The sequence below is a fragment of the Clostridium sp. AM43-3BH genome (genome assembly GCF_003479985.1).
GTDB lineage: Bacteria > Bacillota > Clostridia > Lachnospirales > Lachnospiraceae > Otoolea > Otoolea fessa.
On the sequence record NZ_QUIH01000002.1, the window covers coordinates 53,356 to 78,427 of the forward strand.

General features: G+C 48.9%; 19 protein-coding genes and 1 riboswitch. Of the genes, 4 read left to right on the forward strand and 15 right to left on the reverse strand.

Translation table 11 applies throughout. From position 1 onward, the window contains the following. Positions 1-77: 77 nt before the first annotated feature. On the reverse strand, positions 78-1,091 hold the full coding sequence (gene gap / locus DW931_RS03680) for a type I glyceraldehyde-3-phosphate dehydrogenase (protein ID WP_022359484.1): 1,014 nt from the start codon (positions 1,089-1,091) through the stop codon (positions 78-80). A 535-nt stretch (positions 1,092-1,626) separates the two neighbouring features. Here gap and DW931_RS03685 point away from each other — a divergent pair. The 4 genes from DW931_RS03685 (at position 1,627) to DW931_RS03700 (ending at position 6,892) form a co-directional block, all read left to right on the forward strand. Next, on the forward strand, positions 1,627-3,282 hold the full coding sequence (locus tag DW931_RS03685; protein ID WP_118467257.1) for an ATP-binding protein: 1,656 nt from the start codon (positions 1,627-1,629) through the stop codon (positions 3,280-3,282). Continuing rightward, positions 3,275-3,964, forward strand: a complete 690-nt coding sequence (locus tag DW931_RS03690; RefSeq protein WP_117795944.1) for a response regulator — start codon at positions 3,275-3,277, stop codon at positions 3,962-3,964. The genes DW931_RS03685 and DW931_RS03690 overlap by 8 nt, the downstream gene beginning before the upstream one ends. Before the next feature lie 235 nt (positions 3,965-4,199). Then, positions 4,200-5,453, forward strand: a complete 1,254-nt coding sequence (locus tag DW931_RS03695) for a sodium/glutamate symporter (RefSeq protein ID WP_107001073.1) — start codon at positions 4,200-4,202, stop codon at positions 5,451-5,453. A 416-nt stretch (positions 5,454-5,869) separates the two neighbouring features. Next, positions 5,870-6,892 (forward strand): TAXI family TRAP transporter solute-binding subunit, encoded by a 1,023-nt coding sequence (locus tag DW931_RS03700; protein ID WP_117795945.1) that lies wholly within the window; start codon positions 5,870-5,872, stop codon positions 6,890-6,892. A gap of 126 nt (positions 6,893-7,018) precedes the next feature. Here the strand turns inward: DW931_RS03700 and ribE are convergent, their stop codons facing one another. The 14 genes from ribE to DW931_RS03770 all read right to left on the reverse strand — a co-directional run bounded on the left by ribE (position 7,019) and on the right by DW931_RS03770 (position 24,960). After that, the gene (ribE, locus tag DW931_RS03705; protein WP_022359479.1) at positions 7,019-7,489 is read right to left on the reverse strand and encodes a 6,7-dimethyl-8-ribityllumazine synthase; all 471 of its coding nucleotides are present in this window, start codon (positions 7,487-7,489) and stop codon (positions 7,019-7,021) included. A gap of 44 nt (positions 7,490-7,533) precedes the next feature. Then, complete coding sequence (locus DW931_RS03710; protein WP_107001076.1) at positions 7,534-8,736, reverse strand: bifunctional 3,4-dihydroxy-2-butanone-4-phosphate synthase/GTP cyclohydrolase II; 1,203 nt, start codon at positions 8,734-8,736, stop codon at positions 7,534-7,536. 15 nt (positions 8,737-8,751) lie between these two features. After that, on the reverse strand, positions 8,752-9,399 hold the full coding sequence (locus tag DW931_RS03715; RefSeq protein ID WP_118467255.1) for a riboflavin synthase: 648 nt from the start codon (positions 9,397-9,399) through the stop codon (positions 8,752-8,754). Between the two features lie 47 nt (positions 9,400-9,446). Beyond that, a complete protein-coding gene (ribD, locus tag DW931_RS03720) occupies positions 9,447-10,589 on the reverse strand; it encodes a bifunctional diaminohydroxyphosphoribosylaminopyrimidine deaminase/5-amino-6-(5-phosphoribosylamino)uracil reductase RibD (RefSeq protein ID WP_118467254.1) in 1,143 nt (380 codons plus the stop codon). Between the two features lie 365 nt (positions 10,590-10,954). Continuing rightward, positions 10,955-11,070: riboswitch (FMN riboswitch) on the reverse strand. 134 nt (positions 11,071-11,204) lie between these two features. Beyond that, complete coding sequence (locus DW931_RS03725) at positions 11,205-12,596, reverse strand: MATE family efflux transporter (RefSeq protein WP_118467252.1); 1,392 nt, start codon at positions 12,594-12,596, stop codon at positions 11,205-11,207. A gap of 662 nt (positions 12,597-13,258) precedes the next feature. Beyond that, entirely contained in the window at positions 13,259-14,620 is a 1,362-nt protein-coding gene (locus DW931_RS03730; RefSeq protein ID WP_118467250.1) for an NCS2 family permease, read from the reverse strand. A gap of 40 nt (positions 14,621-14,660) precedes the next feature. After that, positions 14,661-15,938 (reverse strand): ribonuclease E/G, encoded by a 1,278-nt coding sequence (locus DW931_RS03735; RefSeq protein WP_118467248.1) that lies wholly within the window; start codon positions 15,936-15,938, stop codon positions 14,661-14,663. A gap of 104 nt (positions 15,939-16,042) precedes the next feature. Beyond that, a complete protein-coding gene (locus DW931_RS03740; protein ID WP_118467246.1) occupies positions 16,043-16,849 on the reverse strand; it encodes a TIGR03936 family radical SAM-associated protein in 807 nt (268 codons plus the stop codon). A gap of 13 nt (positions 16,850-16,862) precedes the next feature. Next, positions 16,863-18,731 (reverse strand): TIGR03960 family B12-binding radical SAM protein, encoded by a 1,869-nt coding sequence (locus DW931_RS03745; protein ID WP_118467761.1) that lies wholly within the window; start codon positions 18,729-18,731, stop codon positions 16,863-16,865. A 294-nt stretch (positions 18,732-19,025) separates the two neighbouring features. Continuing rightward, positions 19,026-19,349, reverse strand: coding sequence for a pyridoxamine 5'-phosphate oxidase family protein (locus DW931_RS03750; protein ID WP_118467244.1), 324 nt, complete (start codon positions 19,347-19,349; stop codon positions 19,026-19,028). Positions 19,350-19,431: 82 nt separating this feature from the next. Beyond that, a complete protein-coding gene (locus tag DW931_RS03755) occupies positions 19,432-20,745 on the reverse strand; it encodes an ATP-binding protein (RefSeq protein ID WP_118467242.1) in 1,314 nt (437 codons plus the stop codon). A 511-nt stretch (positions 20,746-21,256) separates the two neighbouring features. Beyond that, the gene (locus DW931_RS03760) at positions 21,257-22,603 is read right to left on the reverse strand and encodes a YjiH family protein (RefSeq protein WP_147353088.1); all 1,347 of its coding nucleotides are present in this window, start codon (positions 22,601-22,603) and stop codon (positions 21,257-21,259) included. A 103-nt stretch (positions 22,604-22,706) separates the two neighbouring features. Further along, positions 22,707-23,783, reverse strand: coding sequence for an iron-containing alcohol dehydrogenase family protein (locus DW931_RS03765; RefSeq protein WP_118467238.1), 1,077 nt, complete (start codon positions 23,781-23,783; stop codon positions 22,707-22,709). Between the two features lies 1 nt (position 23,784). After that, positions 23,785-24,960: an aminotransferase class I/II-fold pyridoxal phosphate-dependent enzyme gene (locus tag DW931_RS03770; protein ID WP_118467236.1), complete on the reverse strand. Its 1,176-nt coding sequence runs from the start codon at positions 24,958-24,960 to the stop codon at positions 23,785-23,787. Positions 24,961-25,072: the final 112 nt, after the last annotated feature.

The following is a 25,072-nucleotide window of genomic DNA, read 5'->3' on the forward strand; positions in this document are numbered from 1 at the left end:
AATAAAAAACAGGTCCGGTCCCGACCGAGGACCGGACCCATCTTGAATCCTTATGATTTTCTATCGAATCGATAAAATTATGCCAGCTCTGCGAAGTATTTGATTGTACGAACCATCTGGCTTGTGTAGGAGTTCTCGTTGTCATACCAGGAAACAACCTGTACCTGATATAAGTCATCACCGATCGGAGATACCATAGTCTGTGTAGAATCAAACAGGGAACCATAGCGGATACCTACGATATCGGAAGAAACGATCTCATCCTCGTTGTAGCCGAAGGACTCAGTCTGAGCTGCCTTCATAGCCTCGTTGATAGCTTCCTTGGTAACGTCAGCTTTCTTAACAACGGCTGTCAGAATAGTAGTGGAACCAGTCGGAACCGGAACACGCTGTGCGGAACCGATGAGCTTGCCGTTTAATTCCGGAATAACCAGACCAATCGCTTTTGCAGCACCGGTGGAGTTCGGAACGATGTTGACAGCGCCTGCTCTTGCTCTTCTTAAATCGCCTTTTCTGTGCGGTCCGTCCAGAATCATCTGATCGCCTGTGTAAGCGTGGATGGTGGACATGATACCGGACTGAATCGGAGCATAATCGTTTAATGCCTTAGCCATCGGAGCCAGGCAGTTAGTTGTACAGGATGCTGCGGAGATAATCTTATCTTCTGGTTTCAGTGTCTTGTGGTTTACATTGTATACGATAGTCGGAAGGTCATTGCCTGCCGGTGCGGAGATAACGACTTTCTTAGCGCCTGCATCGATATGTGCCTGTGCTTTTGCCTTGGATGTATAGAATCCGGTACACTCCAGAACTACGTCTACACCAATCTCGCCCCACGGAAGTTCAGCAGCGTTTGCCTTTGCGTAGATAGTAATCTTCTTGCCATCTACTACAATATAATCTTCGCCAGCTTCTACCGTATGTCCATCGTATCTGCCCTGAGCAGAATCATACTTTAACAGGTGAGCTAACATTTTCGGATTTGTCAGATCGTTGATAGCTACGACTTCGTAACCCTCAGCGCCAAACATCTGTCTGAAAGCCAGACGACCAATACGACCAAAACCATTAATTGCAACTTTTACTGCCATGATCTCATTCCTCCTAGAAATTCATCTTCATGATTGTTAAATATTAATCAACCCTGCTTGTATTGTACCCAACTTTTCCTAAAATAGCAAGTGGTTTTTTGTAAATTTTACAGCAAATATTCAGTATTTTCTCTCTTGCTGCGCACAACTTCGACGGATTGTCATATCTTAAATGGAATTTTGTGCTGACAGCCTTAATTTTGCATAATTTTTTAACCAAATGCTCTAATTCGAACTATTTTCATTTTAATCGATCTCTTCTTGTTTTTCAACCTTTTTCCGTGGCTTCGCATTTGAATACGGCAAATTCCTGCTGCCACCACGTTTTCTTACGGCACTTTCGGTTCCAAAAGTGCCTACCCGTGAACAATAACCCGGCCACTTTGCAATTCGCCATCCAGCGCCTTGTAAACCTCCACACTTTCTTGCAGATCGTTTCTTTTTTTACTATAATAACTTTAATCATCGTTTTGGTTTACACATTTTGCAGACCGGATCAAATCATTTCCTAAAATAAATTCCGGAGGTTTTATATATGAAGATAAAGGAAGGAAAATCAGCGCTGGAACAGAATCTATACCGATCCTTTCTGCTCCTTTCCGCTACTCTGGTGCTCATCTCACTTGGTTTTACTCTGTTTTTTGATATTTCCAGGCAGCGAAAGGATATGGACAAGCTGATCAGCGGCACTGCTTCTTATATTGCTGCAATTCCGGATGTCGCCGCCATGCTGGAAAACGGCTATCCTGATTCCACCGTGACCCGCGACCTGGATTCTCTTTCTTCGAATATACCAGATATCAATGTCATCGTCATCAGTGATAAAAACGGACTGCGCTTTTACCACACGAACCGTCTGAAAACCGGCGATTCCTACGTGGCAGGTGACGAGGACGCTATTCTGGCAGGAAGCGATCCATATATCACAACCGGCTACGGCACGCACGGCATGCAGCGGCGCGCCTTTCACGCAGTAAAAAACAGCGGCGGAGAGATCGTCGGTTTTGTGATGGTTTCCCTGTTCACCGCTACCCTGTCCGCCCAGCACCGCAGTCTGCTGTTCTTTTATATAATTATATTCCTGATCATGATGATCGTCAGCATTTCCCTGACGCACACAATGTTCTCCCTGCTGCGCGACTCCCTGTTGGGATATGACCCGGAAGAACTCGTCAATATTTATACCCGCCAGGATGAGGTCATGAATATGATCGACGAGGGACTTGCCGCAACCGATCTGGACGGCAGAATTCTCTTTGCCAACCAGAAAGTTTCCACGATACTCGGTCGTCCTGCAAACGATCCTCCGCTCACCCACTTAACGATTCAGGAATTGTTTCCACAGACCGCTTTCGATCAGGTTATAAAAACCGGCGAAAGTGTAACGCACGAGAGCATCAGCTTCGCCGGACGCCAGCTCATCGTCAAGGAGGTGCCGATCCATGGACGCGGCAAACAGGCGCGCCGGGGTGTCCTGATCGTTTTATTTGACCGCACCGACCTCCTGCGTCTCTCCGACGAGCTTTCCGGCGCCCACAATATGTTGGACACGCTGCGCGCGTTCAACCATGAATTTTTAAATAAGCTGCACATCATTCTCGGCTACCTACAGACCGGGGAGATTCAGCAGGCGATGAATTTTATCACCAACAGCAGCCTTGTCTCCAGCCAGTCCGTCCGTGAGACAGCCAACTGCATCCGCGTTCCGAAAATCTGTGCGCTTGTGATCGGGAAAATGATGCACGCCGCTGAGCTTGGCATCCGCCTGCAGGTCAGCGCCGACAGCACCTGCCGCGACCATGATCTGCTGATCCCGGTGGAAGGATTTGTCACCATTCTCGGCAATCTGATGGAAAATGCCATTGAAGAGCTAAGCCACGATCACACCGCCAGTCCGGATGTCATTAACGCATCTGAAAGCCCGCGCGAGATCCACATCGGCATCTACTGCCGCCCAGACGTCAACATCATCACCTGCGAGGACACCGGGCACGGCATACAGCCACAGCTGCTCGATCATATTTTCGAAAAAGGTGTTTCCTCCAAGGGCGAGAACCGCGGAACCGGGCTTTTCCTGGTTCATGAGCTGATGGAGGAGTACGGCGGAACCATCGATATCGACACAGAGCCTGGCGAGGGCACCTGCTTCACCCTGACATTTACCCGAAAGGAGACAGAATCTAATGTATAAAGTCATTATTATAGAAGATGATCCGATGGTTGCATCCATCAATAAACAGTATGTCGAGCTGACCTCCTCTTTTCACGTGGAGGCAACTTTCAAAAACGGCATCCTTGCCCTGCAGTATCTGCAGAACTGCACGGTTGACCTGATTATTCTCGACTACTACACGCCTCAGATGAACGGTGACGAATTTATCGACCAGCTCCACGCGGCTGGCATGACCCCTGCGATCATCATGGTAACCTCTGCCAACGACGCAGAGACCGTCCGCCGGCTTATTTCCCGCGGCGTCACCGATTATCTCGTCAAACCATTTGAATATGACCGTTTCAAAGCTGCCCTGGAACGATTTGCGAAACGTCAGGAGGAATTGAAAACATCGGCGTCCGCTTCTGACCTGGGACAGGCGGAGATCGACCGCCTCTTCTCCGTCCCGGATGTCTCCTCCCAGAGCGCTCCGCTGACAAAGGGCCTAAATGAACGCACCCTTGGACTGATCCGTCTCTTTCTCTCCGAACATCCGGAGGAGGTCTGGTCCAGCGAACAGATTTCGGAACAGGTTCATTTGTCCCGTATTACAGTCCGGCGGTACTTAAATTACCTGGTTGAAACCAACGAACTGGTCAGCATGATCGATTACCAGACCGGTGGACGCCCTTCTATTAAATATAGATATTCCGGAAAATAAGAGCCACTTCGTTTTCCAGCAATATACAGGTTTTTCCTGCCTTTTCGCGGCTACAGCTGTACAGATTCATCATAGAACCGTATCTATACTGCAGTCGCTTTCTTATAGTCATTTTTATTTACAATACTTACAAAACTGTATTTAAAATTACATAAATTGACTTCCCTTTTTCAATCTTATAAACTGCTTATAAAAGAAATAAACAAATTCTTAAAAAAGAATGGAGGGAAGTTCTATGTTAGAACACATTATGGGGTACTTTGGAACTTACACACCGGCAGCGGACGGTGCGATTGCTACATTCCAGTTCGAGTATCTGACCACACTTGGTTTCGCAGCCATCGTTATCTTCTTAGGACGCGCGATTGTCGCTCACAGCGCCCTGCTCAGAAAATATGCAATACCGGCTCCGGTTATTTCCGGTATCATCTTTTCTGTTGTTGTATCTATCATCAAGGGTTCCGGAATCATCGGTTTTTCCTTTGATGCAAAAATCGTGAAAGACTTATGCCAGAACTTATTCTTCCTGTGCGTAGGTTTCGGCTTCAGCTACAAGATGTTAAAGCATGCAGGCGGAAAGCTTTGTATCGCAATCGCAGTTGCAGCCTGTGTCCTGATTACCTTACAGGATGTCGTTGGTTACCTGGTAGGCAGCGCCATCGGTCTTCATCCGCTTCTGGCTCTGCAGTGTTCTTCCTCAGCTATGTCCGGCGGTGTTGGTACTGCTTCTGCATTTGGTCCTATCTTCGAGAACATGGGTGCTCCGGATGCAACCACAGTCGGTGTAGCAGCCGGTACTATGGGCAACATCATGGGTTCCTTAATCGGTGGCCCGGTTGCAGCTTTCCTGATTTCCCGTCACGGTCTGAAATCTGACCCGAACGACAGACCGGAATCCGCAAAAGCAGGTTCAGCAGCTGTTCTTAACAACACCCGTATGATCAAAGCATTTGCCCTGTCTCTGCTTGTAGCAGCACTTGGTATGCCGATCTACTGCCTGTTAGACAACATCCCAATGATCGAGATGCCGAAATTCATCGGCTGTCTGTTCGCAGGTGCTATCGCAAGAAACATCATGGATGCAGCTGGTATCGAATTCCCGGTTCCGGAGATCGACGCTATCGAGCATATGTTCCTGGAACTCTACCTGGCACTGGTTCTGATGACCATCGATATCACAAAGCTGGCTCCGGTAGCTGGTCAGATGGGTATCATCCTCCTTGCACAGGCTATCCTGATGGCACTCTTTGCAATCTTCGTATCCTTCAACGTATTTGGCCGCGATTACGGTGCAGCTGTTATGGCAGCTGGTAACTGTGGATGGGGCTGTGGTTCAGGTCCGAACGCAGTAGCAAACGAGAAAGCCGTTATGGATCAGTATGGATGGCACACCGTTGCTTGGGTTCTGTATCCGTCCTTCGCAGTTATCATCGACGATATTTACAACCCGATTTTCCTTTCCATCTTCTCCAGCCTGATTACAAAATAATCACTGAGACGAGATAGGAACACTTCATATAAGACATCTTTTATATAACAACATACCTAAAGCTCAATTGAAAATGTAACCTGAAAGAAGAGCGTCCGGTTCCCCCACATAAACCGGACGCTCTTTTTTGTTACTGTTCACGCATACGTGCCCAGTAACGGAATTTGCCGTGGCTTCGCATTTAAATACGGCAAATTCCTGCTGCCACCACGTTTTCTTACGGCACTTTCGGTTCCAAAAGTGCCTACCTGTGAACAGTTACATTTATATTTTCCTCTTCCTTGGTCTTGTCTTATCACTGTTTTTTATGTTATACTTTTATAGAGTTTTAATATTCTTTTAATCGCTAAGGCAGCATTCGACAGAACCGCTGCGTTTTTTTCTATATACTGATAAACTACGAAAAGGTGAGATCTATGAAAATAAAAAAACTGGTAAAATTGGCACCAATGATGCTTCTTACCTTCCTGCTCGGACTTTCCGGCTGTTCCGGCAGCACCTCCGCAGATGCGCGGGTCAACGACCATCCCAACGAAGCAGACGAAGAGCTGCACGTTCTGACCATCGGAACTGCCGACAGCGGCGGAACCATGTACCCGGTTGGCAGTGCCATCGCCTCTGTTTTAAGCGGACATGATGAACAGCTCAAGGTCAATTTAAGCGCCTCCAACGGTTCCTACACGAACGTGGAAAATATCAAAAACGGACAATTTGATATGGGACTGGTCAGCGGCGATGTGGCATTTTCCGCCTATCAGGGAACGGACGAATTTTCCGGTCATCCGGTCGAATCCCTGCGGGCGATCGGGGCCGTCTATTCAAGCCTGTCCACCTGGATGGCGCCGGAATCCGAGCATATCTCCTACGTTCATGAACTCGCCGGACACCACATTGCCGTCGGACCAGAAGGATCCACCACGGAGCTTTCCGCCCGCACCGCTCTCAAGGCAGCCGGGCTCAATATTGCCAACACTGCCCTTGAAAACTACAGCTTCTCCGCCAGCGTGGACTCTGTCTTAAACGGTAAACTCGACGCCGTCCACAGCTTCGCCGGAATCCCGGTCCACAGCCTGACCGACCTGGCCAGCCAGACGCCCTGCCGCCTGCTGGAGTACACTGACGAAGAACTGCAAAAAATTCTTGCAGCCAGCCCCTTCTACGTCCGCGCCACCGTCCCAGCCGGTACCTATCCGGGACAAACCGAGACACTGAAAACCTTCGGAATCAAATGCCTTCTCTGCGTGGACGCATCCATGGACGAACAGCTGGTCTACACCATCACCAAGATTCTCGACGAATCCCGTGAAGAACTGATCAGCGCCCACCCCTCCTTAAGTAACTTATCTGATCCGGAATATATATGCAGCCAGCTTCCTATTCCGCTGCATCCGGGAGCTGAGAAATATTATACGGAACAGGGGCTGTTGAAAACAGAGTAACATGATAGCAAACAAAAACAGGTAACACCAAAACCTGGCGCATGGACGAATTTTCCTAAGACAAAAAACCAGGGCTGCAGCATTCCGCAGTCCTGGCTTTTTCGATGCCCGATTACCTGATTATTTTTACTTCCGGATCTCCCGCAGCAAATTCACCATCTCGATTGCTCCCATCGCGCAGTCAAATCCCTTATTTCCGCTCTTTGTTCCCGCTCTCTCGATCGCCTGCTCGATCGTATCCGTCGTCAGCACACCGAACATAACCGGCACGCTGCTTGCCAGAGAAACCTGTGCGATTCCTTTCGAAACCTCGCTGCACACATAATCATAATGGCTTGTGCTTCCACGGATAACTGCACCCACGCAGATCACCGCATCATACTTTCCGCACTTCGCCATCTCCGACGCAATCAGCGGAATCTCAAAAGCACCTGGAACCCACGCAACATCTACATCCTCCTCCGAGACATTGTGACGACGCAGCGCATCCTGCGCGCCTGCAACCAGTTTCGAGGTGATAAACTCATTGAATCGTGCCGCCACAATTCCGATCCTCATATTATTTTCCGCTACTACGTTTCCTTCAAATGTACGCATAAGTACCATCCTTTCCGACGATCTATTTTCGCCTGTCACTTTTTCTATTTAAAATTCAAAATATGTCCCATCCGCGCCTGCTTCGTTTTCAGGTAAAATCCATCATACGGCGTTGCCTCCATCTGAATCGGCACGCGCTCCTTGATTTCCATGCCAAAATCCGAAAGCTGATATACCTTATCCGGGTTATTGGTCAGAAGACGCAGCGTCTTGATTCCCAGATCCTTTAAAATCTGCGCCCCAATGTAGTATTCCCGCAGATCGCCCTTAAATCCCAGCGCCAGGTTCGCATCCAGCGTATCCATGCCGCCATCCTGCAGCTTGTAGGCGCGCAGCTTATTTAAAAGCCCGATGCCGCGTCCCTCCTGCCGCATATAAAGGAGAACGCCTCGTCCCTCTTTCTCAATCTGGGTCATCGCCGACGCAAGCTGCTGTCCGCAGTCACACCGCAGGGAACCAAATGCATCGCCGGTCAGGCACTCCGAATGCACGCGGCAGAGTACATCTTTCCCATCTCCGATATCGCCCTTGACGAGTGCCACATGGTGTTCTCCATTTAAGAGATTCAGGTAGCCATACGCGCGGAATTCGCCGTATTTCGTCGGCATCCGCGTCTCTGCCACACACTCGACCAGCTTTTCATGTCTCTTGCGGTACTCCTGCAGCTGTTTAATGGAAATCATCGCCAGACCCCATTGTTCTGCCATCGCAAATAATTCTTCCGACCGCATCATCGTTCCATCCTCGCGCATGATCTCGCAGCACAGACCGCATTCCGGCAGCCCTGCAAGCCGCATCAGGTCTACCGTCGCCTCTGTGTGACCGTTGCGCTCCAGAATGCCGTTTTTCTTCGCCATCAGCGGAAACATATGTCCCGGACGGCGGAAATCCTCCGGCTTTGTGTCCGGATCCACGCACGCGCGCGCCGTAATACCGCGCTCCTCGGCAGAAATACCGGTGGTCGTCGTTTTATGGTCGATCGATACGGTAAACGCCGTCTCATGGTTATCCGTGTTATCCATCACCATCTGTGGGAATTGCAGCTTCCGGCAGATTTCTGCGCTCATCGGCATACAGATTAAGCCCTTCGCATGCGTCGCCATGAAATTGACATTTTCTGTCGTGGCAAAACTTGCCGCGCAGATAAGATCGCCTTCGTTTTCGCGATCCTCGTCATCCGTAACCAGGATTAAATGTCCCTGTTTCAGCTCGTCCAGAGCCTTTTCAACTGTATCAAACTGCTTCATTGTTCTCCTCCTCTATTAAAATCCATATCGCTGCAGAAATTCTCTTGTCATGCCCTTTCCTGCCTTATCCTCTTCTTCTACTCCCATCAGCTTCGCCACATACTTTCCAATGCAGTCATTTTCCAGATTGACGATATCGCCTGCCCTCTTAAACGCAAGCGCTGTCTCCTGCAGTGTATGCGGGATGATGGAAACGGAAAATGATACGTGATCCACCCGTGCGACCGTCAGGCTGATTCCGTCGATCGCGATCGATCCTTTTTCCACAATCAGCCGCAGAATCGGTTCTGGGACCTGAATCGTATACCAGACGGCATTTCCGTCCCGGCGCACATCCCGGATGGTTCCAGTTCCATCGATGTGACCGGAGACGATATGTCCGCCAAACCGTCCGCCCGCCAGCATCGCCCGCTCCAGATTGACCGGGCTTTTGACACCCAGCGCCCCCAGGGACGAACGGTTCAGCGTCTCATGCATTACATCCGCACAGAAATAATCTCTCCCAAATGACGTGACCGTCAGACACACACCGTTGACCGCAATGCTGTCGCCCAGATGAACATCCGAGAGCACCTTGGACGCAGCAACCGTCAGCCGTGCCGAGACTGCCTGGCGCTCAATCGCACGGATCCTTCCCACTTCCTCTATGATTCCTGTGAACATCTTTTCTCCTTTTCAAATCAGCGATTTTTTCCCGTTCTAACACCGCCTCATGCATCTTGACCGGACACCTCATATTCCAGCAGCAGATCCTCTCCCAGCCACACTGCCTCCGGCTTTTTAAGAAGAAATGCCTCCGGCGGCGCATCCACACCGGTTCCCCTCACCGGGGTCGGGGCGCCTGCCCCTCCGAAAATCTTCGGTGCAATGTAGGCCTGCACCCGGTTCACAAGCCCTGCCTTTAAAAACGACCATGCCAGCGTCCCGCCGCTCTCGACCATCACGCTGTCCACTTTTTCCTCGCCCAGCCGCTGCATCATCGCCTGCAAATCCAGTTCTCCCTCTTTTGCCGGGACACTTAAAACACGACAGCCGGCGTCCTCATATGCTTTCTTTCTTCCGGCATCCGATACCGCCGTCACAATCCAGGTCGGTGTCTCCCGCGCGGTCTGTACCACGGTCGATGAAAGCGGCGTCCGAAGCTTCGTATCTGCAATCACCCGGATCGGATTTTTCCCTCCCGGAATCCGGCAGGTCAGCTGCGGATTGTCCGCCAGCACCGTCGAAACGCCAGTCAGAATCGCCATATAACGCCCGCGGTCCTCATGCACCCGCTTCCGCGCCGCCTCGCCCGTGATCCACTGGGATTTACCCAACACCGTCGCTGTCTTTCCGTCGAGTGTCATCGCGTATTTCAGCACCGTAAACGGAAGTTTCGTCCGCATGAAATGGAAGAACACCTCATTCTGCCGTTCACACTCTCCGCGTAAAACTCCGGCCACCACTTCCAGCCCTTTTTCCCTCAGAAGCCGGATGCCGCGCCCTGCCACCACCGGATTCGGATCCGTGCAGCCGACAATCACGCGCTTCACCCCGGATGCCAGCACCGCTTCCGTACACGGCGGCTGTTTTCCGGTGTGACAGCAGGGTTCCAGCGTCACATACAAATCTGCTCCCGCCGTCTCTTCGCCTCGCTCTGCCGCATTCTTAAATGCCTCCCGTTCTGCATGAAGCTGTCCATATCGTGTATGATATCCCTCGCCGATGATGCGTCCATCCTTTACCAGCACCGCGCCGACCATCGGATTCGGATTGACCCATCCGTGCCCTTTTTCTGCCAGTGCTAACGCCTGCTTCATATATTCCCGATCCTGTAGCTGCTCACCGGGAACCTTTACATGGATTCGTTCCATCTTTTTCCCCACCTTTCTATCAAAAGAATGTGCCAAGGCACATTCTCGCACCGAATGCGGTCGCCTGCGACATATTTCTGCTTCGCGCAAGTGTGCATCCTCACGGAGCGTTTTTTGTTTCATATGATACAATTTTCTATTGAAACAAAAAAGCCCTGAAATGTGAAATACTTTTATTTTCACATCTCAGGGCTTATAATTTCTATTTTATAATATCTTTCATGATATTAATTATCGTAAATATTTTTTTACATCCATTCTCGATGACTTCTCTCTCTCTTTTGCCATAGCGGTATATATCCGCCATATCCATCATCCGGGGGAGTGTATCTGGAAGCTTCCCGGCACCGCCGTTTTTATTTACGTTTTCTCTTCTTTCATCCAGACTATACAGTCGGTTTTGGAATTGCACCAAATCATGCGCCATGCGCTCGCGGACTTTACCGCCGGTCGGGAATTACACCCTGCCCTGAAGATATCGTTATTTTGTTGTCATTCATTATCTGTATTGCATTATAGATCCAGAGAATCCGTTTGTCAATCCATTATTTTTTTCATTTATTGATTGATGACAACGTTATCTGACACACATTTTCAGCCATTTTAAGCGCCGCTTCAAGTGTCTGCTTCCACTGCTTTCCCGTTCAATTTCGCGCGCTCTACACAGCGCCCCATAATGCGCCCAATCAAAAGAAGATACACGATCACCGACACCGTCGTTCCGCCGAAATCCGATACCACTTCTGCATAGAAAACATTTTCAACTCCCGCAAACACCGGAATCAGGAACACGCTGACCAGGTACAGCAGCTTCCGGAACATTGACAGCGAGATCGCCACCGACGGCACACCCATTCCGGTAAATCCATCTACGACCTCATACTGGACTGCCAGCGGAATAATCCCCATCGTGTAGACCCGGATCGCCCAGACAGTCAGTTCCACATAGGACTCATTGCGCGTAAAGAGATACACAAAATATTGCGCCAGCGTCCGGGAAAACAGGAACATGATGCTGCACTGCACCACCGCCAGCAATGTGATATACTTCTGTGCGCTCCGGATCCGATCCGGGCGTCCCGCGCCGAAATTGAATCCCAGGATCGCCCCCGTTCCCGATGTAATGCCTCCGAGCGGCATCGTCACGATCAGCATAAAGCTCTGCACGATTGTCGTACAGGTCAAAAGCATGTCCGCCTCCGCGCCGCCATACATCTGAATTACCGTATTGAGCGAAATGATCAGCACATTATCAAATGCGATGATCAAAAATGGCGACAGTCCCATCAGCGCAATCTTACAGACTGTCTTTACCTGCGGACATTCAAATTCAAGCCGCAGAAGCACGCGGTTTCCTCGCAGGAAACGAAGGACAAAGACCGCCGACGCAAACTGTGACAGAACCGTGGCAAACGCCGCCCCCGCCACGCCCATGTCAAACACAAAAATAAACACTGGATCCAGCACAATATTCGTTACCGCACCGAGCGCCACCGAAATCATTCCGATCCGTGCAAATCCCTGGCAGATAATAAACTGGTTCATTCCGATCGAAAGCAGCGCAAAGACCGTTCCCAGCAGATAGATCGTAAAGTACGATTCCGCATACGGCAGAATCGCCTCACTCGCACCAAACCGCGTCAAAATTTCTCGTTTAAATACAAACAGAACCAACGTCAGAACCGCCGACAGCCCGACAATCATCCAGAAGCTGTTTGCCAGAATCTTTTTCGCTTTCTCATCCTGCCCCTCGCCCATACGGATGCTCATGAGCGGCGAGCCGCCCAGACCGACCAGATAGGCAAACGCGGAGATCAGCGTCACAATCGGTCCGCTGACGCCGACGCCCGCAAGCGCCGTCTCCCCGATCACCGGGATATTTCCAATATAGATTCGATCGACCACGCTGTAGAGCACATTGATAAACTGCGCCAGCATCGAAGGAATCGCCAGACGGAGCACCAGCCGCCGGATATCGTCCCGCCCCAAATCATTTTCTATCTTCATATGTATCCCACCTCCGTATGAAACCCGCCCTGCTGTTTTATTTTCTTAACTTTTCCTCCCAGAACTGGTTCCATGCGTGTTTCTATCGCCAGAGTCTACTCTCTCTTCTGTCGTTACTGTTCACACACGTGTGCCCAGCAACGGGATTTTGCCGATGCTACGCATTCCAAATCGGCAAAATCTGCTGCCAGAACTGTATCGTACGGAATTTTCCGTTCAGAAAATTCCTACCTGTGAACAGTTACCCTCTGTCCTTTATACCGTCTGCCCGCCAAAATGTCAATGAGATATTCCTGATAAAAATTACCCCTTTTTTGTACAGTAAAAAGCGCCGGCACTGCAAGCAGGTCCGGCGCTTTTTACCCAATATCGGTTGCTGGTTGTCAACCGATACCGAAAAGATCCCAGCAGAAAATCTTGGACAGTTCGTAACGGAGTGTAATGCATCAAGGAATTTCGAGTAACTTGATTTGTTTTTGTTCGTCTCTGTCCGCGTTCTTCCGCGCGGGAATGATTTTCATCCGTTCAATAAGTTAATGCGCTGCATACGCATTTTATTGCACGTTAATCAAAAAAATTTTAAAAACTTTTTTTGATATAGACTATTTTATTATGAAAACCTGTTTTCGTCAAGTTTTCAGGGGTTAAATTATTACAAGTTGTTACAGGAAAATGTATTTGAGAACGAAGAGTACCGCCAGCACATACATAAGCGGAGTGATCTTCTTTGCTTTTCCTGCTGCCACATTCAAAAGCACATAAGAGATAATTCCCATGGAAATACCCTCGGAAATGCTGTAGAACAACGGCATGGCGATGATTGCCAGATATGCCGGGATTGCCTCGGTGATATTGTCCTCATCGAAACGAATTTCGGTTACAGTTCCCACCATCAGGAAGCCAACCATGATTAATGCCGGAGCCGTCGCAAAGGACGGGATCGCCGTAAAAATCGGTGCAAACAGGGTGGAAAGCAGGAACAGGAGTGCCGATACCAGGGCAGTCAGACCGGTACGTCCTCCGACTGCAACACCCGATGCAGACTCAACGAAGGTAGTCGTTGTGGAAGTACCTAATACCGCACCAAAGGAAGTTGCGATCGCATCTGCCATCAGCGCCGGACGGATACCCGGAAGACGTCCTTCCTCATCCAGCATGTCTGCCTTGGTTGCTACACCAATTAATGTACCAAGTGTATCAAAAATATCTACAAACAGGAATGAGAAAATAACTACGATAAAATTGATAATTCCAGCTGCATCGAAGTCAACGGTAAAGCATTTACCAAATGTCTCTCCCAGTTTGGAGAAATCGGTGATTCCCAGGGTCGGGAACAGGGTGTAGAAACCATTCTCTACGTCCGGTGTGTAAATGCCGGTTACCTGGCACAGCATACCGAGAATCCAGGTTCCCAGAATGCCGTACAGAATCGCGCCCTTCACACGGTAGGTGTATAAAACCGCCATGATAAACAGACCGATCAGCGCCAGCAGCGCGCAGATACCTGCGGTATGGAAATTTTCCGGGAAGCTGATGATCGTTACCAGTGTGGAAGAGTCTACTGAAAGTCCCGCATTCTGAAGACCGATAAATGCGATGAACAGACCGATACCGACGGACACACCGCGCTTTAAAGTCAACGGAATCGCATTGAAGATCGCCTCGCGCACGTTTGTCAGAGACAGCACGATGAAGATCAGACCTTCTGCAAATACAGCCAGCAGTGCAACATGCCAGCTATAGCCATAGCCCGCGCACACCGTATACGCCATATACGCGTTGAGCCCCATGCCTGCGGACAGAACGAACGGCAGGTTCGCCATAAATGCCATGCAGGCAGTACCGATGAATGATGCCAGAGCCGTAGCCAGAAGCACCGCAGTCGGGTCCATGCCGGTCGATCCGAGGATGCTCGGATTAACTGCCAGAATGTACGCCATCGTCATAAAGGTCGTAATTCCAGCCATGACTTCCGTCTTTACGGTCGTCTGATGCTCGGATAGCTTAAATACTTTTTCAAACATCTTTTCTTCTCCTTGTGTTTTTCATTCTATGACTCAACCGCTACAAAATCTCATGAAGCGGACGGCGCACCTTTTTGCGGGTGATCTCCACCAGCCCAAGCCGCGTCATATCCACCAGGATCGTTTTGACCGGGTCACGGGAAAGCTCTTCCCCGAGCGTCCGCATCAGCGTCTCCTGATCTTCTTTCGATTCCATATCGATAAAATCCACAATAATAATACCGGAAAGATTCCGCAGAGAAAGCTGGCGCGCCACCTCATGCGCCGCCTCCAGATTAATCTTAAGAATGGTCTCCGCCGGTGTCTTCTTGCCGGTGTATTTCCCCGTATTGACATCGATAACTGTCAACGCTTCCGTAGGTTCAATCACAAGATATCCACCGGATTTCATCCAGACACGGCGATCCGATGCACTTTTAAGCACCGATTCCAGGCGGTACAGCTTCATTAATGGAAGGTTCTCATCTGTATATAGGGACAATTTCGGAACCGCCTGTTTTATGCTTTCATTTTTATCTGCCTGGGTCTGATTTTCTTTTTGTTCCTTGTCCTCTTCCTTCTCTTCCTCCAGCCATGCCTCAATCTTCTTCGCATACTCCGGCACATCTGTGATGATCTCCGAAAGGGTTCCTTTCTTCGCATCCCTAAGACTCTGGATATAGGGCGGCGTACCCTGCTCTAAAAGGCTGTAACAGGTGCGGCAGGCTGCCCGGGCAAAAAGTTCTTCCATCTGCTGTTTCAGCTTCTCCGTCTCGGCACAGAGTGTTTCGATGGAAGCCGACGCCCCGTTCGTCCGGACAATCAGTCCAAACCGCTCATCCTTATGTGTCAGAAGTTCCTCCCGCACCTTCTCTTTCCAGGCATTATCCTTGATTTTTGCCGAAAATCCGATCTGCGGTTTTCCAACCGTCAGAACCATATAGGTACCCGGAAAATTCAGACAGCAGGTCACGGACGGATCCTTGGTTTTCAGGGCGTCGCGGGACACCTGGACGAGAAGCTCGTCTCCAGCTTTTAGTTTCCGTGGACTTACTTTCTTCTCAGAATTTCCAGAATATCCGAATGAACATAGCTGGTTCAGCTCGTCTGTATAAAGCGGAACCAGGTTTTCCGCCAGGCTGAAATATCCGGTTTTTCCACCGCCGAGGTCAATAAACGCGGCGTTGATGTTTTTTACCACATTTTTTACCTTGCCGATGTAAATATTCCCCAGCAGGCTTTCATAGCCAGATTCCAGCGTCAGCGACCGGCAGTGCCCGTCCGAGAGGAGCGCCGTCAGGCTTCGATCCTTCCATTTTGTCACTATTAACTGATCCAAACTCTTCGTCTCCTCTCTTTTTTACTGCCGTTCACACTTTGCGCTACCTGCAGCCGGATTTTGCTGGCGCTTCGCATTTCATCTCTTAATGAACATTGAAGCATTTACACAATCTCGCTTCCATACGCCTCAAGCGGCACATACTCCGGTGTGCCCTCGGCGCCCTCGTCCGCATACAGCTCCTCGCGCTCGACCTGAATGGCAAACGGGCGATAGGTCAGCCCCAGGCTCTCATAGAATGCCTGCAATACCTGCTCCGGCTTTCCGTTTGCCGCACTGCCCGATAAGAGGCGCAGGAAGACACAGATTCCTTCTGCCTGTTTTTCCTCCTCAACCGTCTCATTTTCCAGATCCGGATACCAGTCTGCGACCATCGCCGGAACATACTCTTTCCGCTCCGCGATTCGCGCCTCACAGATCAGCGGACGCAGATCCACGGTTCTCTCGCCCTTTTTCGTCTGCTTCACAAACGGAATTGTCTCGTTTTTGCAGAATGTCAGGAATTTCCCGAAAAATTCTTCTACACTGCTGCCGTCCTCCGGTTCAAATCCCTCTTTAAACCAGAATGTGTAATCAGCAGCTGCCACCAGCGACATCGCATTCTTTGCCGTCTCCGGAAGCTCGCGGTAGCTGAGCACCTCCAGCCCCTCGGCGCTGACCTCATTTAAGCGGCGCACCATCCCGGTCGAATTTCCGCTGGAATTGACATCAATATCCACATACTCCGCATGGCTGATAAGCCCCACGCTGAGCGGAGACGCAAACGACATGATCTGGTGCGGGCTGAATCCTTCGCTATAACGGATATCCACTTCCGCCCGGCGCATCACCTTCTGGAAGTAACGCATGACGTCCAGATGACCGATAAAACGCACCGTTCCCTGTTTTTGAAATTTAATTCGTATTTTCATGACCGCTCCTTCCTCATGCCCGTTCTTCGAAACAGACTCCGCCGCCGTACTTACGGACACCACATCCCGAACAGCGCATCCGGCAGTTCGGCGTTACCGTTTCCGCCTGTGCGTTCGCCCACTCTCGTTTTAAGAAATCCTTCGTCACACCCGCGTCGATGAAATCCCACGGGAACACTTCATCAAGGCTTCGCTCACGCGTCGTATAGAAATCAATGTCCACGCCACAGGTCTCAAACGCCTTCATCCAGATATCATTGTTGAAATACTCTGACCAGGAATCGTAGATTGCACCCTGACGGTACGCCTCTTCGATCACAGTTGCCACCTTGCGGTCGCCGCGCGCCAGAACACCTTCCAGCACAGTCACATCCGCCTCATGCCAGTTATAGCGGAGACTCTTCTTATTTAACATCTCCTTCATGCGGTGGTTGACGATGCTTGCACGCTCTAAGAACTGCTCTTTCGTGCACATCGGCGCCCACTGGAACGGGGTAAACGGCTTCGGCACAAAGAACGAGGTGCTGGCGGTTACCTGCACCTTGCCGTGGCGCTGCTCCTTCGGAACCGTGTCATAATACACTTCCGCTACCTTCTCCGAAAGCTCGGCAATACCCTGCATATCTTCCACTGTCTCGGTCGGAAGTCCCAGCATGAAGTAGAGCTTTACGCGGTTCCAGCCGCCCTTGAACGCCTCGGCGGAACCATTTAAAATATTTTCCTCGGTCAGACCCTTGTTGATAACATTACGCAGACGCTGGGATCCCGCCTCCGGTGCAAAGGTCAGGCTGCTCTTCTTCACGTCCTGCACCTTGCTCATGACGTCGAGGGAAAATGCGTCAATACGCAGGGACGGCAGGGACACATTGACGCCCTTTCCGTCAAACTCGTCAATCAGGAAATTGACGATTCCCTCCAGCTTCGTGTAATCACTGGAGCTCAACGAACTCAGCGAAATTTCCTCATGTCCGGTGCTCTTTAGCATCGTCCGGGCCAGACGTTTCAGTTCCTCCAGGCTGCGCTCGCGCACCGGGCGGTATACCATGCCCGCCTGGCAGAAACGGCATCCGCGGATACAGCCGCGCATGATCTCGAGAACCACACGATCCTGCGTCGCGCGCAGATACGGAACCACCGGCTTCTCCGGATACCAGGTATCGCTCATATCCATGACAAGCTGCTTGGAAACGGTCTGCGGCGCGTGCGGGTTGTTCGGCGTCATCGCCTCGATCGTGCCATCCTCTTTGTACGTCACATCATAAAATCCCGGCACATAGATACCCGGAATCTGCGCCGCCTGCTCCAGAAATTCCTTCCGGCTGCCGCCGCGCGCCTTGATCTCCTTGTAGCGGTCGATCAGGTCAAAATAAACCACCTCGCCCTCGCCCATGTAGAAGAGATCGAAAAATGGTGCAATCGGCTCCGGATTGTAGGTACACGGACCGCCGCCGATGACGATCGGATCCTCCTCGGTACGATCTTCTGCATGGAGCGGAATCTGTGATAATTCCAGCACCTGTAAAATATTGGTGTAGCACATTTCGTACTGGATTGTAATTCCAAGGAAGTCAAATTTTTTGATCGGATCCTGGCTTTCAACAGCAAACAGCGGGATCTTCTGCTCCCGCATGATCGGATCTAAGTCCATCCACGGGGAATAAACACGCTCACAGTAAACGTCATCCCGGCGGTTGAACATATCATAAAGAATCTGGATGCCCAGATGGGACATACCGATCTCGTACACGTCCGGAAAGCACATGGCAAACCGGACTGCTACCTTCGACGGATCCTTCTTCACCATATTCACCTCGCCGCCAATATAACGCGCCGGCTGGGAGATCTTGAGAAGGATTTCATCACTTAATGCTAATTTTCTCATAAAATTATTTTTACCTACATTTCTCATTTTTTGCGATGTGTTCATCGCTGTTTTTTAGTTCTTTTTTTGTTTTTCTCCATAAGCGTAAAAATACAAATTCTTGTCAAGTATTTTTTTGCAGACAGTTTACATAACTTTTTTCACTCTTACAGCAAAAAATTGTTTCTGAAATACGCACAATTCTGATTTTTCATTTTTTTACGGACAAATCTGTTGCATATGTGCAGATCAGACCGCATTATTATACGGTATTTCCCGCGTTTCCGCAACAGATTCTTTCCCGAAAGAAATTTTTCAAACTCCTATCATCGAACTTTTTATCAAGTTTTCCGAATATTCATCAAATCCAGGAACCTCAAATAACATCGGCTCGATGAGCTTTGCCGTTCCCATGACCAGTACGCTTTTCAGCGCACCAAAGTCCGGGGGCTTTTCAAAGACAGCAAGACTGACATTTTTATTCCTCTCAAGTCCTATGAACTTCTCGCCGCCTTCTGTAAAAATCCAAAACTGGCCATCATGATAGCTATATTCCAAGAGAGTACATCGCACATAGTCACCGATTCCGGCAGCTAATGCACATACTACATTGCCGTGAAGGGACTCCAGAACCTCCATTTCATTAGTTCGCTTAGCGCGAACTTCTGTATTGTCTGATTCAGAACAAAAAATACCCCGTTGGTTTTGAGGTAAATTGTTATCAGCTTACCACATATATTGTTCTTTTCAAATATTCCGCAAGCATATATAACGGAACATTTGTCAGCCAGTCTTCCTGCTTATAATTTGACATACTGCTACGAATCGCCATGTCCGGCTTATATTTATCGCAAAATGCCCTCAAACTCCTGGCACGGAGATTCTGTTCTGCCTTCACCTCAATCGGAACGCAGTCTAAATCTCCCTGCAACATAAAATCTATCTCTCCAGTTGATCGTGCTGTTGCAAAATAATAAAGCGGATATCCTGCAGCGTGTAACTCCTGTGCAACATACTGTTCCGTAAGTGCCCCCTTGAATTCTTCAAAGATCCGGCTTCCCTCCAATAGAAGTCTTGCTGATAGTCCGGCCTTTGCTGTTAACAATCCCACATCGAACATGAACATTTTAAAACTGTTCATTTCCATGTATGCAATCAGTGGAATATCTGGCTTTGATACTCTATAGCTTTTCAGGATTAACCCTGCATCTTCCAACCACTGAATTGCAAGTTCAAAATCTTTTGCCCGTGCACCCTCTCGTAGTGCTCCATACATAAACTTACGATTTTCCTTAGCCAATTGGGAAGGAATCGAATTCCAGACCATCATGATGCGCGGAACAACTTCCTTTGGCGCATGTTTGCTAAAATCCTCTTCATAGTACTGCAGAAGATTGTTTTGGATCTCACGTACCTCAAATAGATCATCGGAATCAATATATGTCTGGACTACTTCTGGCATTCCGCCCACATAATAATACTTTTTTAACAAATCCGTATATTTCCCGGCATATGCATTGATCAGTTCATAATCTTGGGACCTCAACGCTTCATGCAACCCCTTTTCACCAACTGCCAAAATGAATTCATTGAAGCTCATAGGGCATAATTTTAAAAAATCAACTTTCCCAACAGGAAAGGATGTTCCCTGATGTAATGCAACACCGAGCAGGGAACCAGCTGCAATGATAGAATACTGCGGTGCATTCTCATAGAAATATTTTAAAGATGCCAGCGCCTTTGGTGCTTCCTGGATCTCATCAAAAATAATCAATGTATTTTCAGCCTGAAAACTCTTTCCGTACTCAATTTTGATTGCAGAAAGGATCCGCTTTAAGTCAAAGTCTAGGTCAAATACATCCTTCATTGCTTTATTATTATCAAAATTGATATAGACTGTATTTTCATAGAACCTGGCTCCAAATTCCTTCATAATCCAGGTTTTTCCGACCTGGCGCGCTCCTTGTATGATCAGCGGCTTTCTGTTCTTTTTATTCATCCATCGTTCCAGTTTCGTAAACAGCTCTCTTTCCATTAAGAAACCTCCTGCGCAACATATACATCCAAAAGCATCTGTATTCTATCTTAACACTTTTCAGGGCATATTTCCATTGCTAAACAGCATTTTTGCGGACATTATTTTATTATAAATCACATTTTTTCGATTAATATTATTATAATTCCAACATTTTTTCGGACATATTCATTCTTCCAGAAGCGCCCATTTGACGGCCTCCAGATAGACCGAAAGCGTTTCTTCTTTTTCGTGTTCCAGAAAATGGGGGAAGGTTCCGTTTGGAATACAGTTGATTTTTATAGCCATATGTAAAGTCTTTTTGTATTGCAAAAAGCTATACCATAGATATAAGGATTCCAATCAGTAATGCTTCCCGCACCGTCCAAAGACATCAAAAATGAGGTGTCCTATACAGCCTGATTGGGTAAAAAATACCCCGTTGGCTTCCCAACGAGGCATCGAAGATTATAATGTTTTAATTTGATTTCTGATTTCAGAATGTAGATGCATTCTTGGATTTTTATTCACTTTACAGTCCAATCATATTGGCAAAAAGTACAATCAACGGAATCGCAACCAGTGTTCTCTCCAAGAAGATAACCAGCAGTTTCCAGAAATTCAGCGGAATCTCACTTTTGATGATAATGGTTCCTACCTCTGTCAGATATATAATCTGAACCAGAGATAAGACACCGACCACAAATTTTGTCTTCACGGAGGTAAGTCCCACCGACAGAAGCGCCGGAATAAACATATCTGTGAATCCAACCAGTGTTGCCGGTGCTGCTGCAAAGCTTTCCGGAACTCCCAGTGCCTGCAAATACATTCCCATCGGATAAGAAATCCAGCTGAAGAACGGAGTGTAGGTCGCGATAATCAGGGCAATGGTTCCCCAGGATACTACGATGGGAATCAGGTCAAAAAACATGCCCATCAGAACCTCAAAACCGCTTGTGACTACTGTTTTTGCAGTAAATTTATCCGCACGCTTGCAGCTCATCTCCAGAGCATAAGCAAACATTCCTTTTTCCTGTGGAATATCCTCATCAATCTGCTTTCCAACTGCCTCTCTATAGGTATTCGGAATGGTACAGATCGGTGGAATTCTAGCTATGATGACAGCCAGGATGATTCCCACTACACAGATGCACAGGTAAAATGGAGGGAAAATATTGGAAATTCCCATGGTATCTGCTACCATCAGACAGAACGGAATGGATACCAGAGAGAAGTTCGTCATGATATATCCAGCCTCTCTCCTGGTGTAAAAGCCCTTCATATACTGCTCTCTGGTCAGGATAACCGCCGCATTGGAGGCACCAAACCAGGATGCAATCAGGTCGATGGAAGCTCTTCCCGGTACATGAAACAGCGGGCGAACCACCGGTCTTGCGATCACTCCCAGAAATTCCATAATTCCGCAGTCAGTCAGAAACGGCATGATAAAACTAAAGGCGATAACGATGCTGAACAGCGTTCCGCACAGATCCACCATGGTTGCTCCGGTATCGGCGGAAATCACCTGCTCCGGTCCGATTTTAAATACAACCATAACGGCAAATACCGCACCAATTATCTTAGAAACAAGATACAGCGGTGTGGTCGAAAAAGCTCTGGACAGATAATGATTCTTCCGAATCCAATCCGGCTTTACGATGTAGTCATACAAACTGACCACGGCCGATACCACCAGAATCGCCATAATGATGTAGGGCAAACTCGCACCAAATAGTCCCTTAATCCAGCTTTTCAGAAAATCAAGCAGTGTTGTAAATGATTCTCCCTGCGGAATCGGCACAAGGAACATCAAAACACCAAATGCTGAACCAAACAGAAATTTACATAGATTCTTTGCTGTCACATATGATTTTTCCATATTGTCTCCTCTCGTTTTGCTTTTCTCCCAGAATCTTTCATCCGTAACTGTTCGCGCATGCGTGCCCAGCAACGGAATTTTGTTCAGCTGCACCCTTTATTGACTATAATTCTTCCACCTTACATAAGGCGTCATAAACCATGTCTTCCGTCACCTCATACGGAATATGCTCCATATCCGGACCGGTCACAATCTCTTTTAATACAGCCGTAAGCGCTTCTCTCTCAAAAGGCGCCCCCATCTCGGCTAAGGTGGTGCGGATTCCAAGCTTTTCAAGAAATCCCTTCATTTCCCGTGCTTTTTCTTCTTCGCCGTCTATCATCAGCTGAACCAGCACACCATAGGCTACCACATCGCCGTGAAGATTTTTCTCCTCAAACCCCGGCAGCAGCACCAGTCCATAGTAGACCGAATGGGCAATCGCACCGTTATAATCGTCCAGAACCAGAAGCGATACCAATCCGGTGCTCACGATATTGGCAAGAACCGCCTGCTCCAGCGCCTCGCCCGCCTGGTGTTTCCGGCATTCCTCCAGCGCACTTTCTGCATACTCCCGCAGTGGCAGATAACACATATTGCTGATTTCACGTCCAAGCGCCGAACTGTGCGTCAGCCGGTCGCCTCTCGCGGAAAAATGGCACTCAAAGTATTTTCCCAGCGTATCACCGATTCCCGCCCGCAGGTAGCACTCCGGGGCAGCGGCAATAATCTCTGTGTCAATAAAGCTGTGGCGCGCCGGTTTCTCATAGAAGTAGAAACTGTCAAAATTTCCGTCCTCCTTATAGACAACCGAGAGGGCCGTCGTCGCCGCGCAGGTTGCCGCGATCGTCGGGAAGGTAAAAACCGGAAGGGCGCATTTTTCAGCCGTTCCCTTCGCTGTATCCAGCGCCTTGCCGCCTCCCATGCCAAAAATCATATCCGCACCGCATTTTTTTACGTGTGCAGCAATTTTTTCCATCCCGGCATAGGTACAGTCCTCTCCAAACAGGACTGTATCCACGATCGTGACCGGATTTTCCCCTTCTGCAAGCGCTTGCAGAAGCTTTTCCTTTCCTGCCTCCAATGCCAGTTTTCCACCGATCAGCAGCGCTTTCGTACCGTATTGGCGGCACACTTCATTTACATTTTTATATGCTTCTTTTCCGATTGTATAATTCGCAAAATTTACCGAATAAGTCATCTTACAGCAACTCCTTTAATTTCTTCAAACGTGCCAGTGCCTTGTCGATCGTCTTCTCCTCCCGTGCAAAATGCAGACGGATCAGATTGTTTACATTTTCCCGGAAAAAGCTGGAACCCGGAACGGCTGCCACGCCGATATTTTTGATCATCCACTCGCAGAACTCCAGATCGGTATATCCGGCAAACTGCGGCAGATCCAGGAACTCCTGGATATCGATCATGACAAAATACGTTCCCTGCGGCACATTGTGCTTCAGACCGATCGCATCCAGACCTTTTAAGAAATGCTCCCTCTTCTTTGTATAGAGCGCCAACAGGTCGCTGTAATAGGATTCTGGAAATTCCAGCCCCACCACGGCAGCCTCCTGCAGCGGTGCGGCTGCTCCGACGGTCAGGAAATCATGTACCTTTTTCGCTCCCTCGATCACTTCCTCCGGTCCGATCAGATAGCCCAGTCTCCAGCCAGTGATGGAATAAGTCTTGGAAAGAGAATTACAGGTAATCGTGTGCTCGTACATACCCGGAAGGGACGCCATGCAGACATGCTCGTTCGGCGCATATACCATGTGCTCATAAACCTCATCCGTCACAACAAATCCATCATATTTGACTGCCAGCTCTCCGATCTGAGTCAGCTCTTCTCTGGTAAATACCTTTCCGCACGGGTTGGACGGGTTGCAGACGATGATCGCTTTCGCCCCTGCCTTAAAGCCCTCTTCTACCAAATTGATATCAAACTCATACGTCGGCGGCACCAGCGGAATATAGATCGGCTCTGCTCCGGACAGAATCGCGTCTGCCCCGTAATTTTCATAAAATGGGGAAAATACCATTACCTTGTCGCCCGGATTGCAGATGGTCATCATAGCACTCATCATCGCCTCGGTTCCGCCGCAGGTAACCACAATCTCCGTCTCCGGGTTGATCTCTCTTCCGATCGCTTTTCCCTGCTTTTTCGCCAGCGCTTCGCGGAAATTTTCCGCTCCAAAGGTAACGGAATACTGGTGCGGTCCCTCATAGGCCACCTCAGCCAGGCGATCCAGGATCGCCTTTGGCGGATCAAAATCCGGAAATCCCTGGGACAGGTTGATTGCCCCGTACTCATCGCTGATTCTCGTCATGCGCCGGATGACGGAATCCGTAAATGTATTAACTCGGTCACTTAATTTTGGCATACTATCTACCGCTCCTTTTTCGTTATATATGTTCTATTTAGTTGCTTTCTTTTAAAAACAAATATATAATATGGTATAACGTTACGGTATAGTCAAGAAGGAAATGAATATT